Genomic DNA, 20,810 nt, shown 5'->3' on the forward strand with positions numbered 1-20,810 from the left:
ACTATGGGTAAAGGGCAGGTCACGAAAGAACATATTATTCGCCAGTCCGCTGGCTTATTTAATACGAAGGGGTTTACAGGTACATCGCTGTCAGAGATTATCGAGCGCTGCAATGTTCGCAAGGGTGGCATCTATAATCATTTCGAAAACAAAGACGAGATTGCGCTGGCCGCATTTGACTATATGTTTGCACAGTTAAAAAATCTGTTGACTGAGGCTATGTCTGAGCGGTCCACACCAGCAGAAAAAATACTGGCAATCTGTGATGTTTATATCGATGTAGTTGAACAAAATATATGGGAAGGCGGATGCCCCCTATTAAATACCGCTGTTGAAAACGATGATGGTCATCCTCTGTTAAAACAAAGAGCCCAACTTGCAATGCTTGAGCTGATGACGGGTCTTGGGGATATCCTCAGGGAAGGCATAAAACTGGGGCAGTTTCGAAGCGATATCGATGTGGAAGCTGTGATCAGTGTGGTAATCGCACTAATCGAAGGCGGGGTTATGTTGAGTAAATTGCATAATGACAATAAATATATCAGGTATTGCACGAACCAAGTAAAGGTGTATATCCATAGCGATTTGGCAATCTAGAAGTCCAAAACAGTATGACATTAAAAGCCGCAATAAACCGCGGCTTTTTTTGAACTTTAGAAAAGTCATTCCGTGTGCTTTCTAAAATGAGTCTACGCCATTTCTATCACTGCATCCAATACGGACTGCACGTGATTTTTAATTTTCACCTTACTCCATTCCTTCACAATGTATCCTTTTTCATTGATAAGAAACGTCGAACGAATAATGCCCATGTACTCGCGGCCATAGAGCTTTTTCAACGCCCATACCCCATACTTCTCAGCTATCTTATGATTCGTATCTGAAAGCAGGAGAAAAGGCAGCTCGTACTTGGCAATAAATTTGTCATGCGATTTCAGCTCATCCGGGCTGATGCCGATCACTTCTACACCTAACTCGGCAAACTTCCCGTTATAATCTCGAAAGTCGCAGGATTGCTGGGTACAGGTTGGTGTATTGTCTTGCGGGTAAAAATAAATGACGACTTTGCGCCCTTTATAATCAGCTAAAGAAACTTTCTCTCCGCTCGAGGCAGGCAGCGAAAAGGCAGGTGCCTTACGCTTCGTTACCGCCGCCATTTCACTTACTTTTTTCAATACGGCTCTCTCCTCTTTCTCGTCTTGCGATGCAATTCTTAACTTCATCCATTATGCGATATTCCCGGGATGACATCAAACGAAAAAAGCTGCTACGAATCACAATGACTCCTAAGCAGCTTTCTATGATAAGAGGTTAGGACCTCAGGCTTCCGTTTGCCATGTTTCAATGTGCTGCAATTTAGCAGGATTCACGACGAGATAGAAAGCTTTGATCTGCCCCTCCTCTAATTGAAAAGTCATCACATTATTAGGCTGATTATTCACATACGCAACAATCCCTAATTGCTCGTTCACCGTCGTTAAGATAAAGCGATAATCCTCTGGTAATTTGGCCAAAACGCCAGATAAGAACTTGGCAATTCGTTCTGCCCCCAAGATCGGGTTGGTCGCCGCGTTCACCTTACCTCCGCCATCGGAGTATAGAATAGCATCGGATTTCACGATGGATAACAGTTGCGAGATATTCCCCGACACTAATGCGTGTACGAATTGTTCCACGATCGCTGTGGTTTGTTTCGTTTCATTAGCCCGCTCCCGCGGGAGGTTTATCGCATTCTTGGCTCGGCGGAAAATTTGACGGCAATTCGTGCTGCTTTTGCCCACAATCTCGGCGATTTCATCGTATTCATACTGTAGGACCTCGCGAAGCAAGAATACAGCCCGCTCCACCCAGGACAGTTGCTGCAGGAGCAACAGGTATGCAGTGGATAGCGATTCTTTGTGCGCATAAGCGAGATCCGGCGAGATCTGATGATCTGCACTTGTCGTCATCAGCGGCTCCGGCAGCCACGGCCCGACGTAAACCTCACGTTTTTTACTAGCGGAGCGCAAGCTATCGATGCAGCGGTTGGTCACGATTTTGCACAGATAAGCCTTGGGATTGTGTACATGATTCAGATTCGTCTCATTGGCGTACAGAAAGGCCTCCTGCACGATATCTTCCGCATCCATCACACTTCCCAGCATGCGATACGCCAGCGAAAACATTAACGGCCTATAGCTCAGATAGATCTGCTCGGAAGCCTCTGCTCCTGTGATCTCCATCTTTCCACACCTCCCGATCTACTGTTATAGGACAATTTTAAACGAACTGAGGCAATTTTAAAATAGCTTGCGCCGCGCGTCTCGCACTTGCCGCCGAGGCATCGGCGAGCATTTCGCCATGGCTTGCCCAGTCACCCGCTACATAGAGTCCTCGAATGCCTGCAACGGCTGGACCTGTAAAAGGGTTGCTTTTCCCCCTATGGAGTGTATCGTGAGCCACGGTTATGTTAGGCAGGTACTGCCTCGCCACCACTTCTTGTTCCCAGCCTGGATGCAGGGTATTCATGGTGGCTGTCAAGATCTCCTCATCTGCTTTGGGATTGTTCTCTCCAGGTCCATTATATTTCATCACATGCACAACTAAGCTGCCATCCTCGCTTAACTTCGCATTCACTGTATGATGGGAGAAATAAATCGGCTGATCCAGTGCAATTGCAAAATCCCGACCACGAACGGGAAGCTTCTTCAAGCCAAGGTCAAGACACGCTGCTTTGGAGGGGCGCGCCGCCTCTTTCCACTGCTTCAAGATCGTATACTCCGCACCAGGAACCAGCTTATACGTTTCCGATGGGGATGCCGTGCTGATGACATGCTCAACTTCAAGCGTTTGATCGTTTGACAGTTTAAGGCCCTGAATTTGGCCATTCGCATGCAGGATTTCTTTCACGTCAGAACCGCTGAGGATGTGAACTCCCGCTCCAATGGCTTGCTCCAACAGCTGATCGATGATCGTTTGCCAGCCTCCGTGGAGGTAGAGCACGCCTTTCAGCGCCCTCTGTACCTGTGCGAGCACGGGAGCTGCAAGCTGGAAATCATGATCATGTGCGTAGGTTGCCGTTCGGCATAAGGAGTAAAAGATATGACGAACCATCGGATCGGCAATTTCTTGTTCGGCCCACTCCCTCAGTGATGCTTTTCCTACTTTGCTTGCATCCATTTTGGTTAACCGTATGATGAGGCGCAGAAGTCCAAACTTCCCTGACCAGGAGAGCAGTTTTGATGTGAGCATGCTGAGCGGGGTTGATGGCATCGGTACAAGCTCATTGTGCCACATCGCATTAACTTTGGATGGCGGTGCCCCACCTTCAATGCGTATACCGAGCTCTTTTAGAATGCGATAAGCAGCTCCAGCTCGATATAGCGCATGTCCGCCTAGGTTGAAAAGCACACCATTTTTGTTATTTGTCATCGCTCTGCCGCCCATTCGTCCTGAACGTTCCAGCAGAACAACGCTTCTGCCACCTTTGGCTACCTCAAGTGCAGCAATGAATCCAGCTAAGCCTCCGCCAATGACGGCTGTATCGTATTTTGTCATGTTCATCATCCTCCAGTTTCGCTTTATATCTCATAAGGCGAAACAGGGATGTGTTTTGTGACAAGCGAAGAAAAGAATTATGTGGATGCGGGGCTCAGGCAAAGGTTTGATGTGGTTCAGGTGAGGTGAGGTAAGGTGAGAGATGAGGGATTGGGGGTGTCTGCGGTGGCTTGCTCTGTTGGCGGATACGGGTTGAGGTGGTTAAAGTAGCATGTCCACGTGTTTAGCTGCTTAACATACAGTTAATTCTTGCAGATTCGACGGTTTTCCCACTATAGCTGTAAAAACTCCAGTTAATTTCATGCAAATTTGAAGAAACGGGACAAAAGCTGAAAATTAACTGTAGGTAATCCAGCTAACTCCTCAGAAACGCGAAATACGGTTCGAATAGATGTAGAAAATCCAGTTAGTTAGATAAAGTAGCAGCTCAGACTGAGCGTAGGTGGGGTTGCGGTTGCGGTTGTGGTTGCGTGCAGCACACGAATAATTTTATAATCCACAGGCAGTTTTCTGTGGATAACTCAATATGTGGATATGTTAATACGCACACTCTAAGTTATGCACAACAGGGACTTTAGGCCCTGTGGACTTGTGGGTAACTTTGTGGATAGATGTGTATAAATGCCAATAGGGGCCGCCTCTGGAGGGAGACGACCTCGCATATATTTATACTTACCATAAGAGTTCATCCGTACATTTGTAGGCTGCTTAGTGCTTATCCGGACAGTCGACTCCAAATTTCATTCAACCATTTAGCAAATAACTCTTTTTCCTCAAACTGTGGATAATGTGCTGAATTTTCAAAAATAACAAAATCCTTTTTAGGTGCTTCTAGCCTATCAAAGTATTGCCTTGCTGCATTTATGGATGTCATATAATCATATTGTCCCATTATGAAATAAACGGGGATGTTCACTTTACTTACGACACTTGTCATAGTATTCTTCGACTCTTCCTCTAAAAGGATTTTCTGAGATAAAGAAACTCCTTTTACATAGCGGATGACATCTAGCAAATTATACTCACGATGAAGGAGAAATCCTGTGTAATAATCTCTGTTATCATTAATTAATCTTGCTGCCCCTCCATATTTTCGAACCATGTCTCTAGGAGTAAGCATTTCCCCTCGCTCTATCGCACTGCGAAGATGCTCTAATCGTTCCACATCTTTCTGATTACTGACTAATCTTGCTTGTTCTACGGAGTAATTCAAACTGTCCAATTCGCTTATCCTATGATCCGCAACCTGCCCTATACCCATATAAGCAACAAATTTGTCAGGAGCTTTTGCCACAGCTTTCATTCCAATATAAGTACCAAAAGAATGACCGATCAGCAACACTTTCGGTTGTCCGAATACTTCTTCAACATAATCTGTCAAGGCCAGCAAATCGTCTACTAGCAAATCTGTTGACAAATTTGAGTAATCCTCGTAAAAATGATACGATTTCCCACTGCCTCTTTGATCATAGTGTACAATTGTAAAATTGGCTTCAAGCAAGTCCTGATATTTCCTAACATAAGGAATTTCGGAACAACCTGGACCGCCATGCACAAAAATCACGATTGGATTGTGGAGGTCCACTCCCCTAATCATTACTTCTTGCTTCGTGCCATTAATTTGAACTTGTTCCAATAAACTGATACTGTTATTCCCTTTAATTCGAGGTGTCCACGTTGGAAAAACCAAACCGACTGCAATAAGCAATACAACACTTACGATCAGGATTTTCACTATTTTAAAGCCTTTTCTTATCAAATGAGGCTCCTCCATCATCGCTTCTTCCCATGTGTACATGGACAAATACAGTATAAAATAGCCCGCATCTTGTTTACAAGATTTGGACTATTTTAATAATTCTATTATTAGCTAGTGATAGGCGGCGTCAACCGACTGCCCTCTAGCTCAACTCCCTTTTGCAGCCGCAAGGCTTCCCGCCAATAGTAGCCTGCAATGGCAATATCGAAGATGCCTAAGCCCATTGGATTGAAAAAAACGGGTTCCTGCGCTTCCACACGAGCTAACTGGTCACGAAGCACAACATCCGCCAAGGTGTGCACACCTGATTCTTGCAGGTTATAAAGCAGGTGCAGCTGCTCGATATCCGTCTGCTCACGGCATACTTCGCGCCAATCATCCACAATGATCACTTTCACGCCAGCAACGCTTTCCGGTTTGTAATCTCGAAGGGATACGTTGAGAAGAAGTGAGCCTGCGGGCGGGGCCTCATCAATGTACCTCTCCGCCGACACTGTGCATGTCATAATCACATTGGCCTCTCGGTAGCCAGCGCGCCAATCATTAATGACCTGCGTCCTGTTCTGAATAGCCCCTGGAATCGTTTCAAATTCGACACCATTCAGATCATAAATCCGAACTTCTTCAATCCATTCGCCAAATAAAGCAACACACATATCTAGATGCAGCCGCCCTATGGGTCCCCATCCAATTAAGTGAATGCGCAAACACTCAGGCTGCCTCACCTTCACAAATTGACTCAACATCACACCGCTCACCGCTGCAGTTCGAAGACCATTTAACAGTCCGCTGTGGATAAATGCCAGCGGCTCACCTGACGAAGGTTTATTCAGAATCAGCGTATTATGAGCCCGGGGAAGTCCCTTGAGGCGATTGTCTGGAAAGCTCGCAATCCATTTAATGCCCGAAATATTGATGTTACCTCCTACATAAGCAGGCATCGCAATAATCCGGTTTTTCGGATCGCGAAAACGTAAGTATGGCTTCAAGGGGTGAGCACAATCCCCGCTATCTTGTATGGCAACGACATCTTTAATAATGGTGGTTAGCTTCTTCCAATCGATTCCGATCTCTCGGATATGGTCATCCTGTAAATACAACATTCGCTAGTCTCCCATGCTAGTTACTCGGTGTATACCCTATTTCTCGTCCAACCCATTCATCGTTATACACAGTATTCAAATACCGTTCACCACGGTCCGGTAAAATAGCTGCGCAAATTGCGCCAGGTGGAATGGATTCACTCATTCTGCGTATCGCTGATATAACGCCCCCGGAGGAAGCGCCCGCGAGAATGGCTTCTTCACGAACTAATGCGCGACAGCCTTCCACACAGTCCCTATCGGATACGTACACGACCCGATCCGCAACATCATGCCGATGCAAGCCAGGTGTGATACCTGCGCCTAGTCCAGGGAACTTCCTTGAACCTTTTTCCCCGCCAAAAATAACACTGCCTTCGGCATCCACCGCCACGATCTGTGTCGACCAACCGCGACTGCGGATGTACTCCATGCACCCTCGAATCGTTCCACATGAACTGACACCGCAAAATAAATAGTCGACTGCACCTAACTGCTCGCCAATTTCTCTCATTGTTGTCTCGCTATGAGCTAGCGCATTGTCTGGACTTCCATACTGGTTCGTCCAGTAGGCATTGGGGATTTGACTCACTAACTCCGCCACTCGCCGTATGCGAGCTGGCAGAAACTCCCCCGTCGCCTCATCTGGCACGGAAACGAGATCGATCTCCCCATGGAAGCTGCGGATGATTTGCAAATGCTGCTGCGTCGTGCGAGGATCGACAACGCAGATGAAGCGAAGCCCTAAATATCGGCAAAGCTGAGCGAGACTGATCGCCAAGTTGCCGGAACTAGACTCCACGATGACACTCTCGCTCGTCACCTCACCACGGCGGATCGCCTCCCGCAGCATGAACAGGGCTGGCCGATCCTTCGCGCTGCCGCCGGGGTTCATCCACTCCATTTTGCCATAAACTTCAAAAGGTTGATCCTTAAACAAACGTGACAGCTGAATAAGCGGTGTATGCCCGATCGCACGGACAATTCCTCCTTCAAGCTCCATTCGCTTCCCCTCCTTTACGTGTAAAAAATCTTTTTATTTTTCACGGAGGTGCGGTTCTGTGAATCCTCATAGGTGCCCCCGATAACTTGGATACCATCCAAAAGCTTCGCCTGAATCATCATGCCGATAGCTGGAATTCGACTTTCTATATCCGCACGAATGTTGTTCAGAACAGCTGGAGTTGCCAGCACACTGTAGACATAAACAGTCAATGCATTACCACTCACCTGTACACGAACGCTGGCTTCCCGCAGATGACGATAGACGACATCCTCGATATCATAGATACTAATTTTCTCACCGTGCTTCAGGTCGGGGCCAATGCGTTTCACAATACTCTGAAAGCTCTGCGTAGGAACACCATCGACATCAATAGCTCTCAAATCACGTACAACATCGTAGGTAACGTACCGCAGCGCCGGGAACGAATCCCTTACCGTCGAGGTGAGGACCAACACTTGCTCTAACTCATCAGGCAGAGGCTCCATATCGGCATCTAGCAGCTCCGCTCTCACACCTTCTGCGATGATGCCCTCTGCAAACAAATACCTGCCATAATCGTGTGAAAAGTAAGCAATCGTTCCGATCTCGATGGAGCCATACGTATCAGTGACCTGCGTTTCGGCTATCCCGAGTCTTTCGGCCGTACGTTGTCTCCAGCCTGGCGAAGCAATCTCCCCCACGAGAATGACATGCTGGATGCCATAGCTTCCTGGAGCCTCCGACGCTTGCATAATCCGATCCAAAATGGACGGCATCGTATACAGCACCTCGGGTCGAAAGCTTTGCAGCCGTTCAATATGCTCCTCGATTGGAAGACGGAAGGAGACAGACTCCACCTCCATACCGAGTTCCCGAAATACCTCGACGGCCGTCGCCTCAGCATGCCCTGTACCCATGTCTGCCATCGCAGTTCGATATCGAGTACCTTTCAGAATACTGCGGAATACGTCCAGTTTGACTCGTAGATAAGCTTCCTCATCAGATTGCGAATAAAAAATCGACTTACGCCGCTTCGAGCTCGTACCTGAAGTTTGATACCGATTCATATCCTTATCCTGTAGACATGGATTGGTATCCGTATAGTAATACGATTCCAACATGCCAGCTGACACTAGCGGTAGTGCAGCGAACTCTTCCTGCTCGTGTCCTGGCAGCAACCAGGGAAATTGCCGCTTCATCTTTTGTATAACTTCCTTTAAGTGCATAGACGTGCGGCTCCTCCTCTCAGCTCTACTAACTCAACCTGCAGCCCAAATCCACTTGATTACATATTCTATGCGCCCTTCCCGGCTATCGTTCTTTTTTCCTACTTGTCTAAATGATTTCCCTGTTCACCCGCCCCCCGTGTCGCTCATATCATATCGAAATAATGAAACGCTACACTCGGTAGAGAGGATCGTCACCATGACAAGTTCACTAAAGGCCGTTTCAAGCAAATGGATTAAAACACGCATCATGCTCAAGCATGTAAAGCTGAGGCAGTATGTGCCTACTACGCACCCTTTTGGTCGTAGTCGATTATCTGCCATGCTCGCCCAGCACGGTATGCTCTATGTAAAGCCTGACATTGGCTCCCTCGGGATAGGCGTTATACGCGTTGAGAAACGAGGAGGAGCCTATCGCTATCAGAGCGGTGTGAACATCTACCGTTTTCCAACATTTGAGAAAATGTATCAGTCCCTTCGATACCGCTGCGGCACTAAGCGCTATCTCATTCAGAAGGGTATTCACGTGCTAACGCACGAAGGCAATCCCTACGACTTCCGTGTCATGATTCAGCGAAACCCTTCGGGGAAATGGGAATGCACGGGCACTGCAGCTAGAGTCGCTCATCCTCAAAAGGCTGTCACTAATGGCAGTCAAGGCGGCACAATTTACAGTCCATATGACCTCTTAGAACCCCAATTCGGTGTTGATGCAACGTCTATTCTTATGTTAAACATGGAGAAAATAGCCTATATAACCGCAGGTCAAATAAGCCGCACCTACCCCTCCATGAATGAGCTCGGCATCGATATCGCCGTCGATCATCGCCTGAAGCCATGGATTCTCGAGGTCAACACACGACCTGATCCATGTCCTTTTACCAAGCTGGCGGACCAAACCATCATCCGCAAAATCGTCCGATTCGGCAGAGCCAACGGTCGGAAGTATGATTTGACTTGCTCGAAGGCGAAAAAGTCGCCTAAGCAGCGGATAGCGACCGCTTCTATGGAGCAGACGCTCCCAAGTGTAGAGCCTTCCTTGGAACCATTCTCAGAGCCTCCTTCTGAGAATGAATGATTTTTTTCACCGCTACAGCTATTTAGAAAGGTGATTCTGTACACAAAAAAGCCGTCCTACAAGGTTGTAGGACGGCTTTTTGATTGGAGCTATGAACCAGCGCCGCGATAACGCTTCACGCCAATATTCCACACTGTGATGCCTAGGGCACTGAACGCGATGCCAACCACAGGGGTTAATAGAGCGAACCACTTCCAGTTCTCTGGATCAATGAAATAGGCGGCTGGATAAAAGCCAACGAAGGCAAAAGGCAGTATCCATGTCAGAATGCTTCTGAGCAGCTTATTATAAATCGTCGCTGGATAACGACCATAGTTCTGAATGTTCCAAATCAACGGCAAGATGCCGGTTGGCGCATCAGAGAAGAAGGCTAATGAGGTAAGCGAGATGTATACCCCTGCATAAATGAGGATTGAGCCCACCACCATGACAATGAAGATCAACGGATCATGCCAGTGGAACGGCAAATCTAGCTGTACCCAGGAGTAGATCATAACCACCAAACCTGCTAATGCACTGAACATCGATGCTGGGTCGAGATTCTCGAGCATGAGCTGCCATAGATTATAAGCCGGCCTCGTTAGGATACGATCCATTTCCCCTTTGACAATGTAGCGCTCGCTAAAGCCCCACAGATTAAAAAAGGAAATAAATATGCCATATGGGATCATAAAATAACCGTAGATGAACAAAATTTGTTCTTGATTCCAGCCGCCAAGCGATTGCGTTTGCAGAAAGACGACTAGAATGAAGAATAGATTCAACCCATTGAATAACAAGTCAGACAGCACTTCAATCCAAAAATCGGATCGGTAGGTGAGCCTTGTTTTCATGTAGTTTTTGAAATAATCGAAAATGAGGGTGATATAGAACATGCGTTACCCTCCCTGTACGAATAGACGTGTTTTGGATTTTATCCACAGCACATAGATCGGAATAATAAGGAGCAGGAACCAGAGTACTTGTACGCCAAAGTTCTGGAGTATAGCGTTGCCCGTTATTTTCCCGGTAAACACGGCGCTGGGTAAATAGGTGATCGCCTGAAAGGGCAGCCACTCAAGAATCGATTTGGACCATCCTGGGAAAAAGGAAATCGGAATAATGAGCCCTGAAAAAAGGTCCACCGCCACGCGCTTCATGCGCATAAGGCCTTCATTATTTTCGAGGAAAAAGGCAAACAAACCCGTAATAATATTCAACTGCGTATTAATTAGAAAGCTGAAGAATAGCATCACTAAGTAGATGACCCACAAACTTGGATCCGTTGGGAATTGAATCGGAAGCAGCAGCCAGATCAAGATCATGCCTGGTGTTGTGAAGAGCAATAGTCGGAAAACCCCTTCGCCTAACCCTTGCATCATTTTCACAAAAATATAATTGTAAGGCCGGATGAACTGAATCGCGACACTTCCATCCCGAATCTCGTTTGCAATCTCACGATCTAGGTTATTAAAATAGAAAGCGCGTCCCATCCAGGATATCGCCACATAGGTTGTCATTTGCCCCAGGGTAAGACCACCAATGACAGCTTGGTCGCCATAAATCGCTTTGTAGACAAAATAGTACGAGCCTATATTAAGCGCATAAATCAAGATCCCGCTGTAATAATTCACCCGATAAGCGAGCATCATGAGAAACCGCATGCGTATAACTTCTATATAAGCTCTATGCATGGGTTGTAACTCCCTCTGGCTGATCAATCTCCAAACGTTTCACTTCGGCCGAGCCTGATTTATAGATTTCACGGACGATATCGTCGGTATTCGTTTCATTGATCTTGATATCTTGGATTTGCAGGACGCCAACGACGCGGCTTAACACCTCCGAGATATTCGCTCTTTCATATGGAATGAACACTTTGGCGGATAGCTCGTTCTCAAGCTGCCAAGCTACATCCAAGCCAAGGGTCAACTCTTGAAGTCGTGCTAACGTTGTTGGTTGCTCGAACTGAAGCACTACTTCTTTTCCTTTGCCCCATCTGGCTTTCAGCTCTTCCAGACCGCCATCATAAATAATTCGGCCGTCATCTAGCATAATAACACGGGAGCATAGTGCTTCGATGTCCTGCAAATCATGCGTTGTCAGCAGGATTGTCGTCTCATATCGCTGATTAAGCGACTTCAGAAATTCGCGGATCTCTGTTTTTACAACAATATCAAGGCCGATGGTCGGCTCATCCAGAAATAAAATCTCCGGATTGTGCAGCAAGGAAGCCGCTAATTCACAGCGCATCCGCTGACCTAAGCTAAGCTTACGGACCGGTCGTGATAGAAGATCCGACAGTTGCAGACGGTCCACGAGCTCATCGAGGCGTTTCTTATAATCGGCTTCGGAGACACGATACACTTTTTTCAACAGCTGGAAAGACTCTACAACACCGATGTCCCACCAGAGCTGGCTGCGTTGACCGAAGACAACACCGATCCCAGCCACGAATTTCTCACGCTCTTTGAACGGCACATAGCCATTCACTTTGATGTGACCAGACGTTGGGACGAGAATACCCGTCAACATTTTGATCGTCGTCGATTTCCCGGCCCCATTTTCACCGATATATCCACAAATTTCGCCTTTTGGAATCTGAAAGCTTATGTCTTTCACAGCTGTAATTTGCTTATACTCACGTTTGAATAAATCTTGCATGGCCCCCTTGAGGCCACCGCGGCTTTGCTGAACTTGAAATTCTTTGCGCAGCATTTGAACATCTATGGCTAACATGCGTCTTCCCCCCTGACTTCGTCGTCTCGGTTACAGATTACGGCAACATTCGTCATAACTTGCTATCGAAGTTTCGTAGCATCTATAATATGGATCATAGTGACGTTTCATACAACCGCACAACATGCTCATGATAACCCAATTCTGTAAGAAAAAAAAGTACAGATTAACAGACATCGTATTTGCCCTTATATTAACGCTACATTTCACCTTGGAGAGGAGCTTACATAGTATGAAAATCTTCAAACGGACCATGCTCCTGATCGTCATGCTTCTTCTAGTGGTCGCCGGCTATTATTCTTACGCCTTCTACAGCTTCGCTAACAATATCTCTCATAACTCAGACACGAAGGATGGGAAAGGCAGCGGAAACATAACCTCAATTCCAAACAACGTGAAGGACGGCGATAAATACACACCACCCAAATGGGAGAGCAAGCAGCGGGTGAATATTCTGCTTTTAGGCGGCGATTCTCGTGGCATGGTGAAGAATGAGTTACCAAGATCCGACAGTATCATGCTAGCCTCCATCGATCCGATCACCAAGAAGGCTCATTTGTTCTCGATTCTGCGGGACACTTACGTGAAAATCCCCGGCGAAGGCGAAGATCGGATTAATACCGCGATTACGACAGGCGGACCTAATTTGGCCATGAAAACCGTTAGCGATCTGCTTGGCATTCCCGTTCAATATTATGTGTACACCGATTTCAAAGGCTTCATCGCGCTTATTGATGCTGTAGGCGGAATTGATATTGATGTAGAGAAAGATATGAAATATTCCGATTCCGAAGATGATCATGTCTACGACATTAACTTGAAAAAGGGACAGCAGCACCTGGACGGCAAAACAGCTCTACAATATGTGCGCTTCCGCCATGATGCGTTGTCCGACTTCTCTCGAACAGAGAGACAAAGAAAGTTCCTGACAGCTGTTGCGGCTAAAATGCAATCCACATCATCGCTGATCAAGCTCCCGCGCATTCTGAATGCGATCGATCCGTATATTGATACGAATCTTAGCGTAACGGACATGCTCAAGCTCGGAAGCCTTGGTTATGAAGCCAAAGCTGACGGTATCGTCACTTCGCAGCTTCCCCCTTCAGAATTACTGATGGAGAAAACGATCCGCGGCGCTTCTGTGATCACAGCGGATAAAGTGAAGCTTCAAAAGTATTTGAAAGACCTTTTTGCAGGTACAGCTGAAGCTGATTCAGGGCCAACCAAGCCTTCACCTTCACCAACACCGAAGGTTGCTGGGAAGACCGTGAAATAGGCTGACGCGCACAATGGTAGCTTGCATAGCGAAAGAAACGGATAATAAGAGTGGGTATCCACTCTTATTTTTTGTATGGGCGTATATATGGAGGTAGCTTACTGCTCCGGGCTGGAGCGGGCAGCGGAAGGCGGGGCGTTGTATTCCTATTCAAAAAAAACGCAAATGACAAAAGTGGAAATTTGTCATTCGTAAATTGTTAGTTGGCGCGAAGATGCTGGGTTTCTAGAGGCAGGACGAGATTGTGGAGGGCTGGAGCGGCAGAGATTGCGAGTCTACAGAGGGGCAGATGGCGGAGGGGCGAGGCCGGATCGGCGCGAAAGGTTGCTGCGTTCGCGGTGGTTGCAATGTTAGTCTATTGCTCAAAGTCAGGATCACCCACCTCGAAGGGAACGTCAGTTTGCTAATCATGCCAAATCAACCAAATTCCCGACGAAGCGGAACGTCAGTGCGCTATTTCGTGGTTTTAGGCAGAATTCACATCATTTCACTGAAATAGCGCACCCTCGTTCCCTTTCCAACTCCAAAACAACCGAAATACTACAAATAGCGTCCTCTCGTTCCTCTTCGCCGGATGCAGGTCGCTATTCAACCACTATTACATATAAAGGAATGATATCGTCATGGAACGCAAGCAATCCGAAATTCTCTACCAAGAAGCACTGCAACACATCGTCGGCGGGGTCAACTCCCCTTCCCGCTCATTCAAAGCCGTTGGCGGCGGCGCACCCGTCTTCATGAAGCGTGCGCAAGGCGCACACTTCTGGGACGTAGACGGGAATCGCTTCATTGACTACCTTGCCGCCTATGGCCCGATCATTACCGGTCACGCGCATCCGCACGTGACCGAAGCGATTATCCGCGCCGCACAGAACGGCACGCTGTACGGCACCCCGACCGAACTCGAGATCGAGTTCGCCAAGATGCTCAAGTCGGCGATTCCCTCGCTCGACAAAGTGCGCTTCGTCAACTCCGGCACCGAGGCCGTGATGACGACGATCCGCGTGGCGCGCGCGTTCACGAAGCGCACCAAGATCATTAAGTTCGCCGGGTGCTACCACGGCCACTCAGATCTCGTACTGGTGGCGGCCGGCTCCGGGCCGTCCACGCTGGGCACGCCGGACAGCGCTGGCGTACCGGCGAGCATCGCGCAAGAGGTCATCACCGTGCCGTTCAACGACATTCCGGCACTAGAAGCCGCGCTTGCGCGCTGGGGTGAAGACATTGCCGCCGTGATGGTCGAGCCCATCGTCGGCAACTTCGGCATGGTCATGCCCCATGCCGGCTACCTCGAGCAGCTCTGCGCAGCTGCTCGCAAACACGGCGCCCTCGTCATCTACGACGAGGTCATCACCGCGTTCCGATTCCACTACGGAACGGCACAGACCTATGAAGGCCTCCCGATCCTTGCGGGAGGTCCCACACAGGCGGCGGCGCGCTTCGCCGCCGTCGAACCGGACCTGACGGCCCTAGGCAAAGTAATCGGCGGCGGGCTGCCGATCGGGGCCTACGGGGGCCGCAAGGAAGTGATGGAGCAGGTCGCGCCGCTCGGACCTGCTTATCAAGCCGGCACGATGGCGGGGAACCCCGCCTCCATCTCGGCTGGTATCGCCTGCTTGGAGGTGCTCCAGCAGCCGGGAATTTATACCAAGCTTGAGCAGCTTGGCTCAACACTTGCTGATGGCATCGCCGAATCCGCCGCCCGCCATGGCATCGCCTTGACGCTGAACCGAATCGGCGGCGCCTTCTCTACTCACTTTTGTGATCATCCGATCACCAATTATGAGGAAGCGCAAGATACCGATGGCGAGAAATTTGCTGATTTCTTCCGACTTATGCTGGAGCAAGGCATTAATCTTGCCCCTTCCAAATACGAAGCTTGGTTCATGACCATCGCCCACACAGAGGAAGATATTGCCCAAACGCTAGAGGCGGCAGACCGCACTTTCAGAGTCATGAAAACCCGCTGATTGTCCCAAAAACGAACTATGACCCGTATCGGTTTATAGTTCGTTCGTCTTTCTACCCTTACATGAGGTGTTAGGAATTTTGGTTTTATTCACCAATATACAAAAAAGGTAACGCTTACATTTTTGATTTACGTTCGCAAGTATTGTCGGATGAACTTTTTCATGCTATTCTAAGATTACTTTTACCCTTTTAGCGAAATCGCTCGTTTTCACAGTATTTTCCTAGAAAGTTAGGGCATGATTTACAAATACTATGCGGATTTTTGTGTGTGGTGCCCTACTTTACTACGTGTCGATTTATGCCGCATTACATGAGTTATATCTCCAGTAATTTGGTATGATATTCAGTTATATTGCATCTTTATACATGAATATGCATATTTCGGATTTGACCCACATTGTGGTTTTTCTTCAGGAATGAGATAGCTAGCAGATCCATCTGTGCCAGAATGCAAGAAGCGTAAGCAAGAGGAGTTTAAATATGTATGGGGGGTGACGGTCAGGCGACTGACCAGTGCAATGAATGAAATTATGCGTAATGAAGGACGTTTTCAAGATCTACTAGGAACCGAACACGACAGCTGCGGTATTATTTGTATTATTGAGAAGAATGGTCATCCTTCCCGTGATAACATCCAAAAGACGATTGATGCCCTTGTAAAAATGGAACATCGCTCTGGATTTATCAATGGTGAAGGCGATGGTTGCGGTATTCTAACAGATATTCCACGTGCTCTTTGGGAAAAGAAGTTAACAGATGCGGGTCTGGACAGCAAACTTGCTTATGACAATCGTTTTTCTGTTGGACATATCTTCGTTCCACGCAAGTTGGATTTGACTGTTACTGAGATTCAAAACGGCATTCGTGAGCTATTTGCCTCCCATGATGTATCCATTATTCTAGAGCAAGAAAACCTAGTTGATAGCGGCTCATTAGGCGCTAATGGTTTGCTCGATGAGCCTACGTTCTGGCAAATTGCAGCCATCAGCAATAAGACCGAAGGTCAAGTTGCCGATCACCTATATGAACTGCATATTGCGATTGAAGATCGTTACAACGTTCATGTTGCGACACTTAGCAATGTGACATCAGCCTACAAAGTACTAGGTGCAGCAAGCATCCTTCCTAAATATTTTAACGACTTGCGTGATCCTTTGTTTGCGTCCCAAGTAACCATCGGTCATAACCGTTATTCGACGAACACATTGTCCAGCTTCTTCCGCGTTCAACCGTTCTCCCTTCTTGGACATAACGGTGAAATTAACACGGTGAAGAAACTTCGTCTTGAAGCTGACATGGTTGGCGTTCCGCTTGTAAGCGGCGGGTCTGACTCCCAAGACATGAACAGAACGATCGAAACGTTCATTCACCGTTTTGGATTGTCCCTTTTCGAAGCGATGGAAATGGTGTTCCCTCCTATTATTAATGAAATGAAACAGTTCCGTCCGGAACTTCAAGATCTATATGTTTACTACCGTCAAGTATGGGGCCACTTTGCACAAGGTCCAGCAGGTATCGTTTCCCGTTACGGTAACGAGTGTATTTTCAGCGTAGATGCGTTGGGTCTTCGTCCTGTTTGGATGGTTGAAAGTGACACTTCCCTGTACTTCTCATCCGAGCAAGGTGTGATTACGGTAGGCGAAATGGTTGCTGATCCGAAGCCAATCGCTCCAGGTGAGAAAGTCGGTGTTGTTCTGACACCAGGCGAACACATTCAAGTGATTCCTTATCATGAAGTTCAAAGCCTCGTGTATGAGCGTGTAAGCAAGCGTGTAAATATTGGCGGTCTCCGCTCGTATTTGAACCCTGCTCAAACGAATACAGAAGCTGAGCTTAATGAGAATATTGTTACAACGGATCAAGTGTATAGTGCATTTGGTTGGGACCGCGACGGTATTTCACACATCGAATCCATGTCCGAAACAGGCGCTGAGCCAATTCGTTCATTAGGTCACGATTCACCTCACGCGGCTCTTGCATGGGAACGCCAGAACGTGCCTGACTTCATTAAAGAAAGTGTTGCCGTTGTAACGAACCCTGCAATCGACCGTGACCGTGAAATGGAGCATTTCTCCACACGTGTTATCGCTGGAGCTCGTCTTCCGGTATTTGCACAGGTAGATAACAACCTTCGTCTTGAGCTTCTAGCTCCGCTTGTTCTTGAAGGAACGAACGGTGTAGGCAGCGAAGAGAACTTGTCACAGCCATCTTATGAGCAATTATTGGCACAATTCCGTGCACAAGGTGATAACAAAGTAGCAGTTCTATCCACAACTTTCGCTAGAGGAACTTCACTGAAAGATGGTTTGGCTGCACTTGCTGCTGATGCCATTTCAGCTGTTCGTAATGGCGCTGTACTTCTCGTCTTGGACGATTCAGAAGCTCACCAAAACGACCGCTTGTGGCTTGATCCGCACCTTGCTGTTTCCAAAATCGATATCGCACTTCGTGCAGAGAAGCTCGGTTTCGGCGACAACCTTCGCCGTCAAGTTACACTGATCCTTCGTTCAGCTGCTATTCGCAGTCTGCATGATATCGCCGTAGCTTGTGGTCTTGGTGCAGATGTGATCTCACCTTACTTGCTGTTCTCCACTGCTTCTGACAAAGAAGGCAACGCAGCAGCAGCACGTAAAGTATACGCAGCACTTACGAAAGGACTTGAAAAAGTCATTTCAACGATCGGTACGCATGAGCTTCGTGGGTATACACGTTTCTTCTCCTCCATCGGTTTCCATCCGGAAGTTTCCGAGGTGCTGGATATCGTGAACTACCTGGGCAGTGAAAAAGCAGGAACTGGCTTTGCACAGCTTGAAGCTGAGGCAGAAGCACGCTATGTGGATTACACAAATCCAAAAGCGAAAGCTGCGAAAAACTTCCGTTTCTTCCAACGTATGTGGAAAGCGTTAGGCGATGCTGCTTCAGGAGCTGCTCCTTACAGCGACTACCGCGACAAGCTGCGTGAAGAAGAGAAGAAGAACCCGATTTCCATTCGTCATATTGCGGGCTTCAAAGCAATCAGCGATGGCCGTCAACCACTCGATCCGTCGCAAGTTGATATTTCCATTGGCGGACATTCCTTGCCGATGTTGATTTCTTCGATGTCCTTCGGTTCACAAAATGAAACAGCTTTCCGCGCCTACGCTGAAGCCGGCGAACGTCTGAACATGGTTACCATGAACGGCGAGGGCGGAGAGATTAAAGATATGCTTGGCCGTTACAAAAAAACGCGCGGAGCGCAAGTCGCTTCCGGACGTTTCGGAGTTAACATTGAGCTTGCTAACGCAGTAGCTTTCCTTGAGATCAAAATTGGTCAAGGGGCAAAGCCAGGTGAAGGCGGTCACTTGCCAGGTTCCAAAGTTACAGCGAAAATCGCTGAAGCTCGTAACGCTACAATTGGTTCAGACTTGATCTCGCCGTCCAACAACCACGATATCTACTCTATCGAGGATTTGGCGCAAATCATTTCCGAGCTTAAAGAAGGCAGCGGACGTAAAGCCAAAATCATCGTAAAAATCCCAGTTGTTCCTGGTATCGGTACGATTGCCGTTGGTGTTGCCAAAGCTGGTGCTGACGTTATTACGCTTTCCGGTTTCGACGGCGGTACAGGTGCGGCTCGTATTCACTCCTTGACGCACGTTGGTCTTCCTACAGAGATCGGTACGAAGCTTGCTCACGTTGCTTTGATTGAAGCTGGTCTTCGTCACCGCGTTGAACTATGGTCCGATGGCGGTCTGAAATCCGGTTCCGACGTTGTTAAAATGGTTATGCTCGGCGCAAACCGTGCAGGTTTCGGTAGTATCGCAATGCAATCCATCGGTTGTACAACATGTCGCGGTTGTCACCTAGACACTTGTCACGTTGGTATCGCAACACAAATCGATTCCATGGAAGAAGCCGAAGAAAAAGGTCTTCGCCGTTTCGTACCGCGTGTCTTTGACACGGCAGTAGATAGCCTGGTTCGCTTGTTCGGCGGTATTGGCGAAGAAGTTCGTGAAGTTGTTGCTTCCCTTGGTTTCTCAAGCTTGCAAGAGTTGGTTGGCCGATCCGACCTACTGGAGCAAATTTCGCACAACGATCGTATCGACTTGTCCGACATTCTACGTTTAGTTCCAATGCACGACATATCCGATGCAGAAAGAGCGCTTGAAGAAGCGGCTGTTTCCTCTGATATCCGTATTGCAGCTGGTACAGAAGGTCTGGACTTCTTCCCAGAGTCCGTTTCCTTCGACGCTCCGGTTGTTCGCAACTGGTCCAAAGTGGATGCAGAGTCCCGTATTCTCGGAACTCGTTATTCCAGCCATCGCGTAAGAGATCGTTTCAACGGCAGCTACGATGAGCTTCCAGCTGTTTCTTTGAACCTTGTTGACGGTTCCGTTCCTGGTAACGGACTTGCAGCATTCAACGCTCGCGGCGTGAACATTACCGTAAACGGCGGTGCTGAAGACGGTCTTGGTAAAATGGCCTTCGGTGGTAAAGTAGCTATCGTTAAATCTCTTGGCAAAAACAATACCTTCATCAATGGTAGCGTTGGTAAATCGTTCGGTTACGGCGCTCAAAAAGGTTTGTTCTTGATCCAAGGCAGTGCAGATACACGTGCATGTATCCGTTTCTCCGGTGCTGACGTTGTCTTCGGCGGCGAGATCACAACGCCTCTGCAAGATGAGCTGGGCGGTCTAGCCGCTCGTGCGAACCTCAAAGGCTTCGCATTCGAGTACATGACAAACGGCCGTGCCGTTGTTATGGGTGATCCAGGTCCATGGATCTGTGCAGGTATGACGGGTGGGGTTATCTACCAACGTCTAGTGCCAGAAATGGGTCTTGATCAAGCAGCGATCGAACGTCGTATCGCGAAGGGCGCTAAAGTTAAACTTGAGCCTATCGGCCTTCAAAGTAAAAAAGATCTTACTGAATTGCTCACAGCTTACCACGCTGAGCTTGCGAACTCTGGTCAATCCGAAATCGCGGCAAAAATCGAAGGTTTGCTAAGCAATCTAGAAGCTAACTTCATTCGGATCTCCCCGGTCAACATGCAAGCTGACCAATCCGTTGCTACAGAATAGTATCGTTGCCAAAACTCCATCAGACCTTCATTGGTCTGGTGGAGTTTTTTTCGTGAAAGTACGTGTAATTGTTGCATAAAATACAGTCATGTATCGCATTTTATTAGTGCAACACCAT

At 47.8% G+C, this 20,810-nt stretch carries 15 protein-coding genes; 5 read left to right on the forward strand and 10 right to left on the reverse strand.

The genetic code is table 11. The features are described 5' to 3' along the window. Positions 1-3: 3 nt before the first annotated feature. The gene (locus tag ASG89_RS22795; protein ID WP_057313361.1) at positions 4-597 is read left to right on the forward strand and encodes a TetR/AcrR family transcriptional regulator; all 594 of its coding nucleotides are present in this window, start codon (positions 4-6) and stop codon (positions 595-597) included. Between the two features lie 92 nt (positions 598-689). Here the strand turns inward: ASG89_RS22795 and bcp are convergent, their stop codons facing one another. The 7 genes from bcp to ASG89_RS22830 all read right to left on the reverse strand — a co-directional run bounded on the left by bcp (position 690) and on the right by ASG89_RS22830 (position 8,562). Next, positions 690-1,157: a thioredoxin-dependent thiol peroxidase gene (gene bcp / locus ASG89_RS22800; protein ID WP_057313379.1), complete on the reverse strand. Its 468-nt coding sequence runs from the start codon at positions 1,155-1,157 to the stop codon at positions 690-692. A 162-nt stretch (positions 1,158-1,319) separates the two neighbouring features. Then, positions 1,320-2,222 (reverse strand): RNA polymerase sigma-70 factor, encoded by a 903-nt coding sequence (locus ASG89_RS22805; RefSeq protein WP_057313362.1) that lies wholly within the window; start codon positions 2,220-2,222, stop codon positions 1,320-1,322. A 37-nt stretch (positions 2,223-2,259) separates the two neighbouring features. Next, positions 2,260-3,537 carry a phytoene desaturase family protein gene (locus tag ASG89_RS22810; RefSeq protein WP_157276770.1) on the reverse strand — a complete coding sequence of 426 codons (1,278 nt, stop codon included), beginning with the start codon at positions 3,535-3,537 and terminating at the stop codon, positions 2,260-2,262. 715 nt (positions 3,538-4,252) lie between these two features. Further along, positions 4,253-5,293 carry an alpha/beta fold hydrolase gene (locus ASG89_RS22815; protein WP_057313380.1) on the reverse strand — a complete coding sequence of 347 codons (1,041 nt, stop codon included), beginning with the start codon at positions 5,291-5,293 and terminating at the stop codon, positions 4,253-4,255. 110 nt (positions 5,294-5,403) lie between these two features. Then, on the reverse strand, positions 5,404-6,399 hold the full coding sequence (locus ASG89_RS22820) for a 2,3-diaminopropionate biosynthesis protein SbnB (protein WP_057313364.1): 996 nt from the start codon (positions 6,397-6,399) through the stop codon (positions 5,404-5,406). 16 nt (positions 6,400-6,415) lie between these two features. Continuing rightward, entirely contained in the window at positions 6,416-7,381 is a 966-nt protein-coding gene (gene sbnA / locus ASG89_RS22825; RefSeq protein WP_057313365.1) for a 2,3-diaminopropionate biosynthesis protein SbnA, read from the reverse strand. A gap of 14 nt (positions 7,382-7,395) precedes the next feature. Then, a complete protein-coding gene (locus ASG89_RS22830) occupies positions 7,396-8,562 on the reverse strand; it encodes an AMP-binding protein (protein WP_157276771.1) in 1,167 nt (388 codons plus the stop codon). Positions 8,563-8,788: 226 nt separating this feature from the next. On the opposite strand from ASG89_RS22830, the gene ASG89_RS22835 reads away from it, so the two are divergent. Then, positions 8,789-9,667: a YheC/YheD family protein gene (locus ASG89_RS22835; protein ID WP_063868094.1), complete on the forward strand. Its 879-nt coding sequence runs from the start codon at positions 8,789-8,791 to the stop codon at positions 9,665-9,667. An 89-nt stretch (positions 9,668-9,756) separates the two neighbouring features. On the opposite strand, the gene ASG89_RS22840 is transcribed toward ASG89_RS22835, so the two are convergent. From ASG89_RS22840 to ASG89_RS22850, 3 genes are read right to left on the reverse strand one after another with little or no spacing between them, the layout of a single operon-like run. Beyond that, positions 9,757-10,542 carry an ABC transporter permease gene (locus tag ASG89_RS22840; protein ID WP_057313366.1) on the reverse strand — a complete coding sequence of 262 codons (786 nt, stop codon included), beginning with the start codon at positions 10,540-10,542 and terminating at the stop codon, positions 9,757-9,759. Positions 10,543-10,545: 3 nt separating this feature from the next. Continuing rightward, positions 10,546-11,340, reverse strand: coding sequence for an ABC transporter permease (locus ASG89_RS22845; RefSeq protein WP_057313367.1), 795 nt, complete (start codon positions 11,338-11,340; stop codon positions 10,546-10,548). After that, positions 11,333-12,385, reverse strand: a complete 1,053-nt coding sequence (locus tag ASG89_RS22850; RefSeq protein WP_057313368.1) for an ATP-binding cassette domain-containing protein — start codon at positions 12,383-12,385, stop codon at positions 11,333-11,335. The genes ASG89_RS22845 and ASG89_RS22850 overlap by 8 nt, the downstream gene beginning before the upstream one ends. 232 nt (positions 12,386-12,617) lie before the next feature. Between ASG89_RS22850 and ASG89_RS22855 the strand changes: the two genes are divergently transcribed. From ASG89_RS22855 to ASG89_RS22865, 3 genes are all read left to right on the forward strand, one after another. After that, positions 12,618-13,661, forward strand: a complete 1,044-nt coding sequence (locus tag ASG89_RS22855) for an LCP family protein (protein WP_057313369.1) — start codon at positions 12,618-12,620, stop codon at positions 13,659-13,661. Between the two features lie 623 nt (positions 13,662-14,284). Beyond that, complete coding sequence (locus ASG89_RS22860) at positions 14,285-15,631, forward strand: glutamate-1-semialdehyde 2,1-aminomutase (RefSeq protein WP_057313370.1); 1,347 nt, start codon at positions 14,285-14,287, stop codon at positions 15,629-15,631. Between the two features lie 531 nt (positions 15,632-16,162). Further along, on the forward strand, positions 16,163-20,692 hold the full coding sequence (locus tag ASG89_RS22865) for a glutamate synthase-related protein (RefSeq protein WP_082593521.1): 4,530 nt from the start codon (positions 16,163-16,165) through the stop codon (positions 20,690-20,692). Positions 20,693-20,810 lie beyond the last annotated feature (118 nt).

The organism is Paenibacillus sp. Soil766, from assembly GCF_001428105.1.
Lineage (GTDB): Bacteria > Bacillota > Bacilli > Paenibacillales > NBRC-103111 > Paenibacillus_E.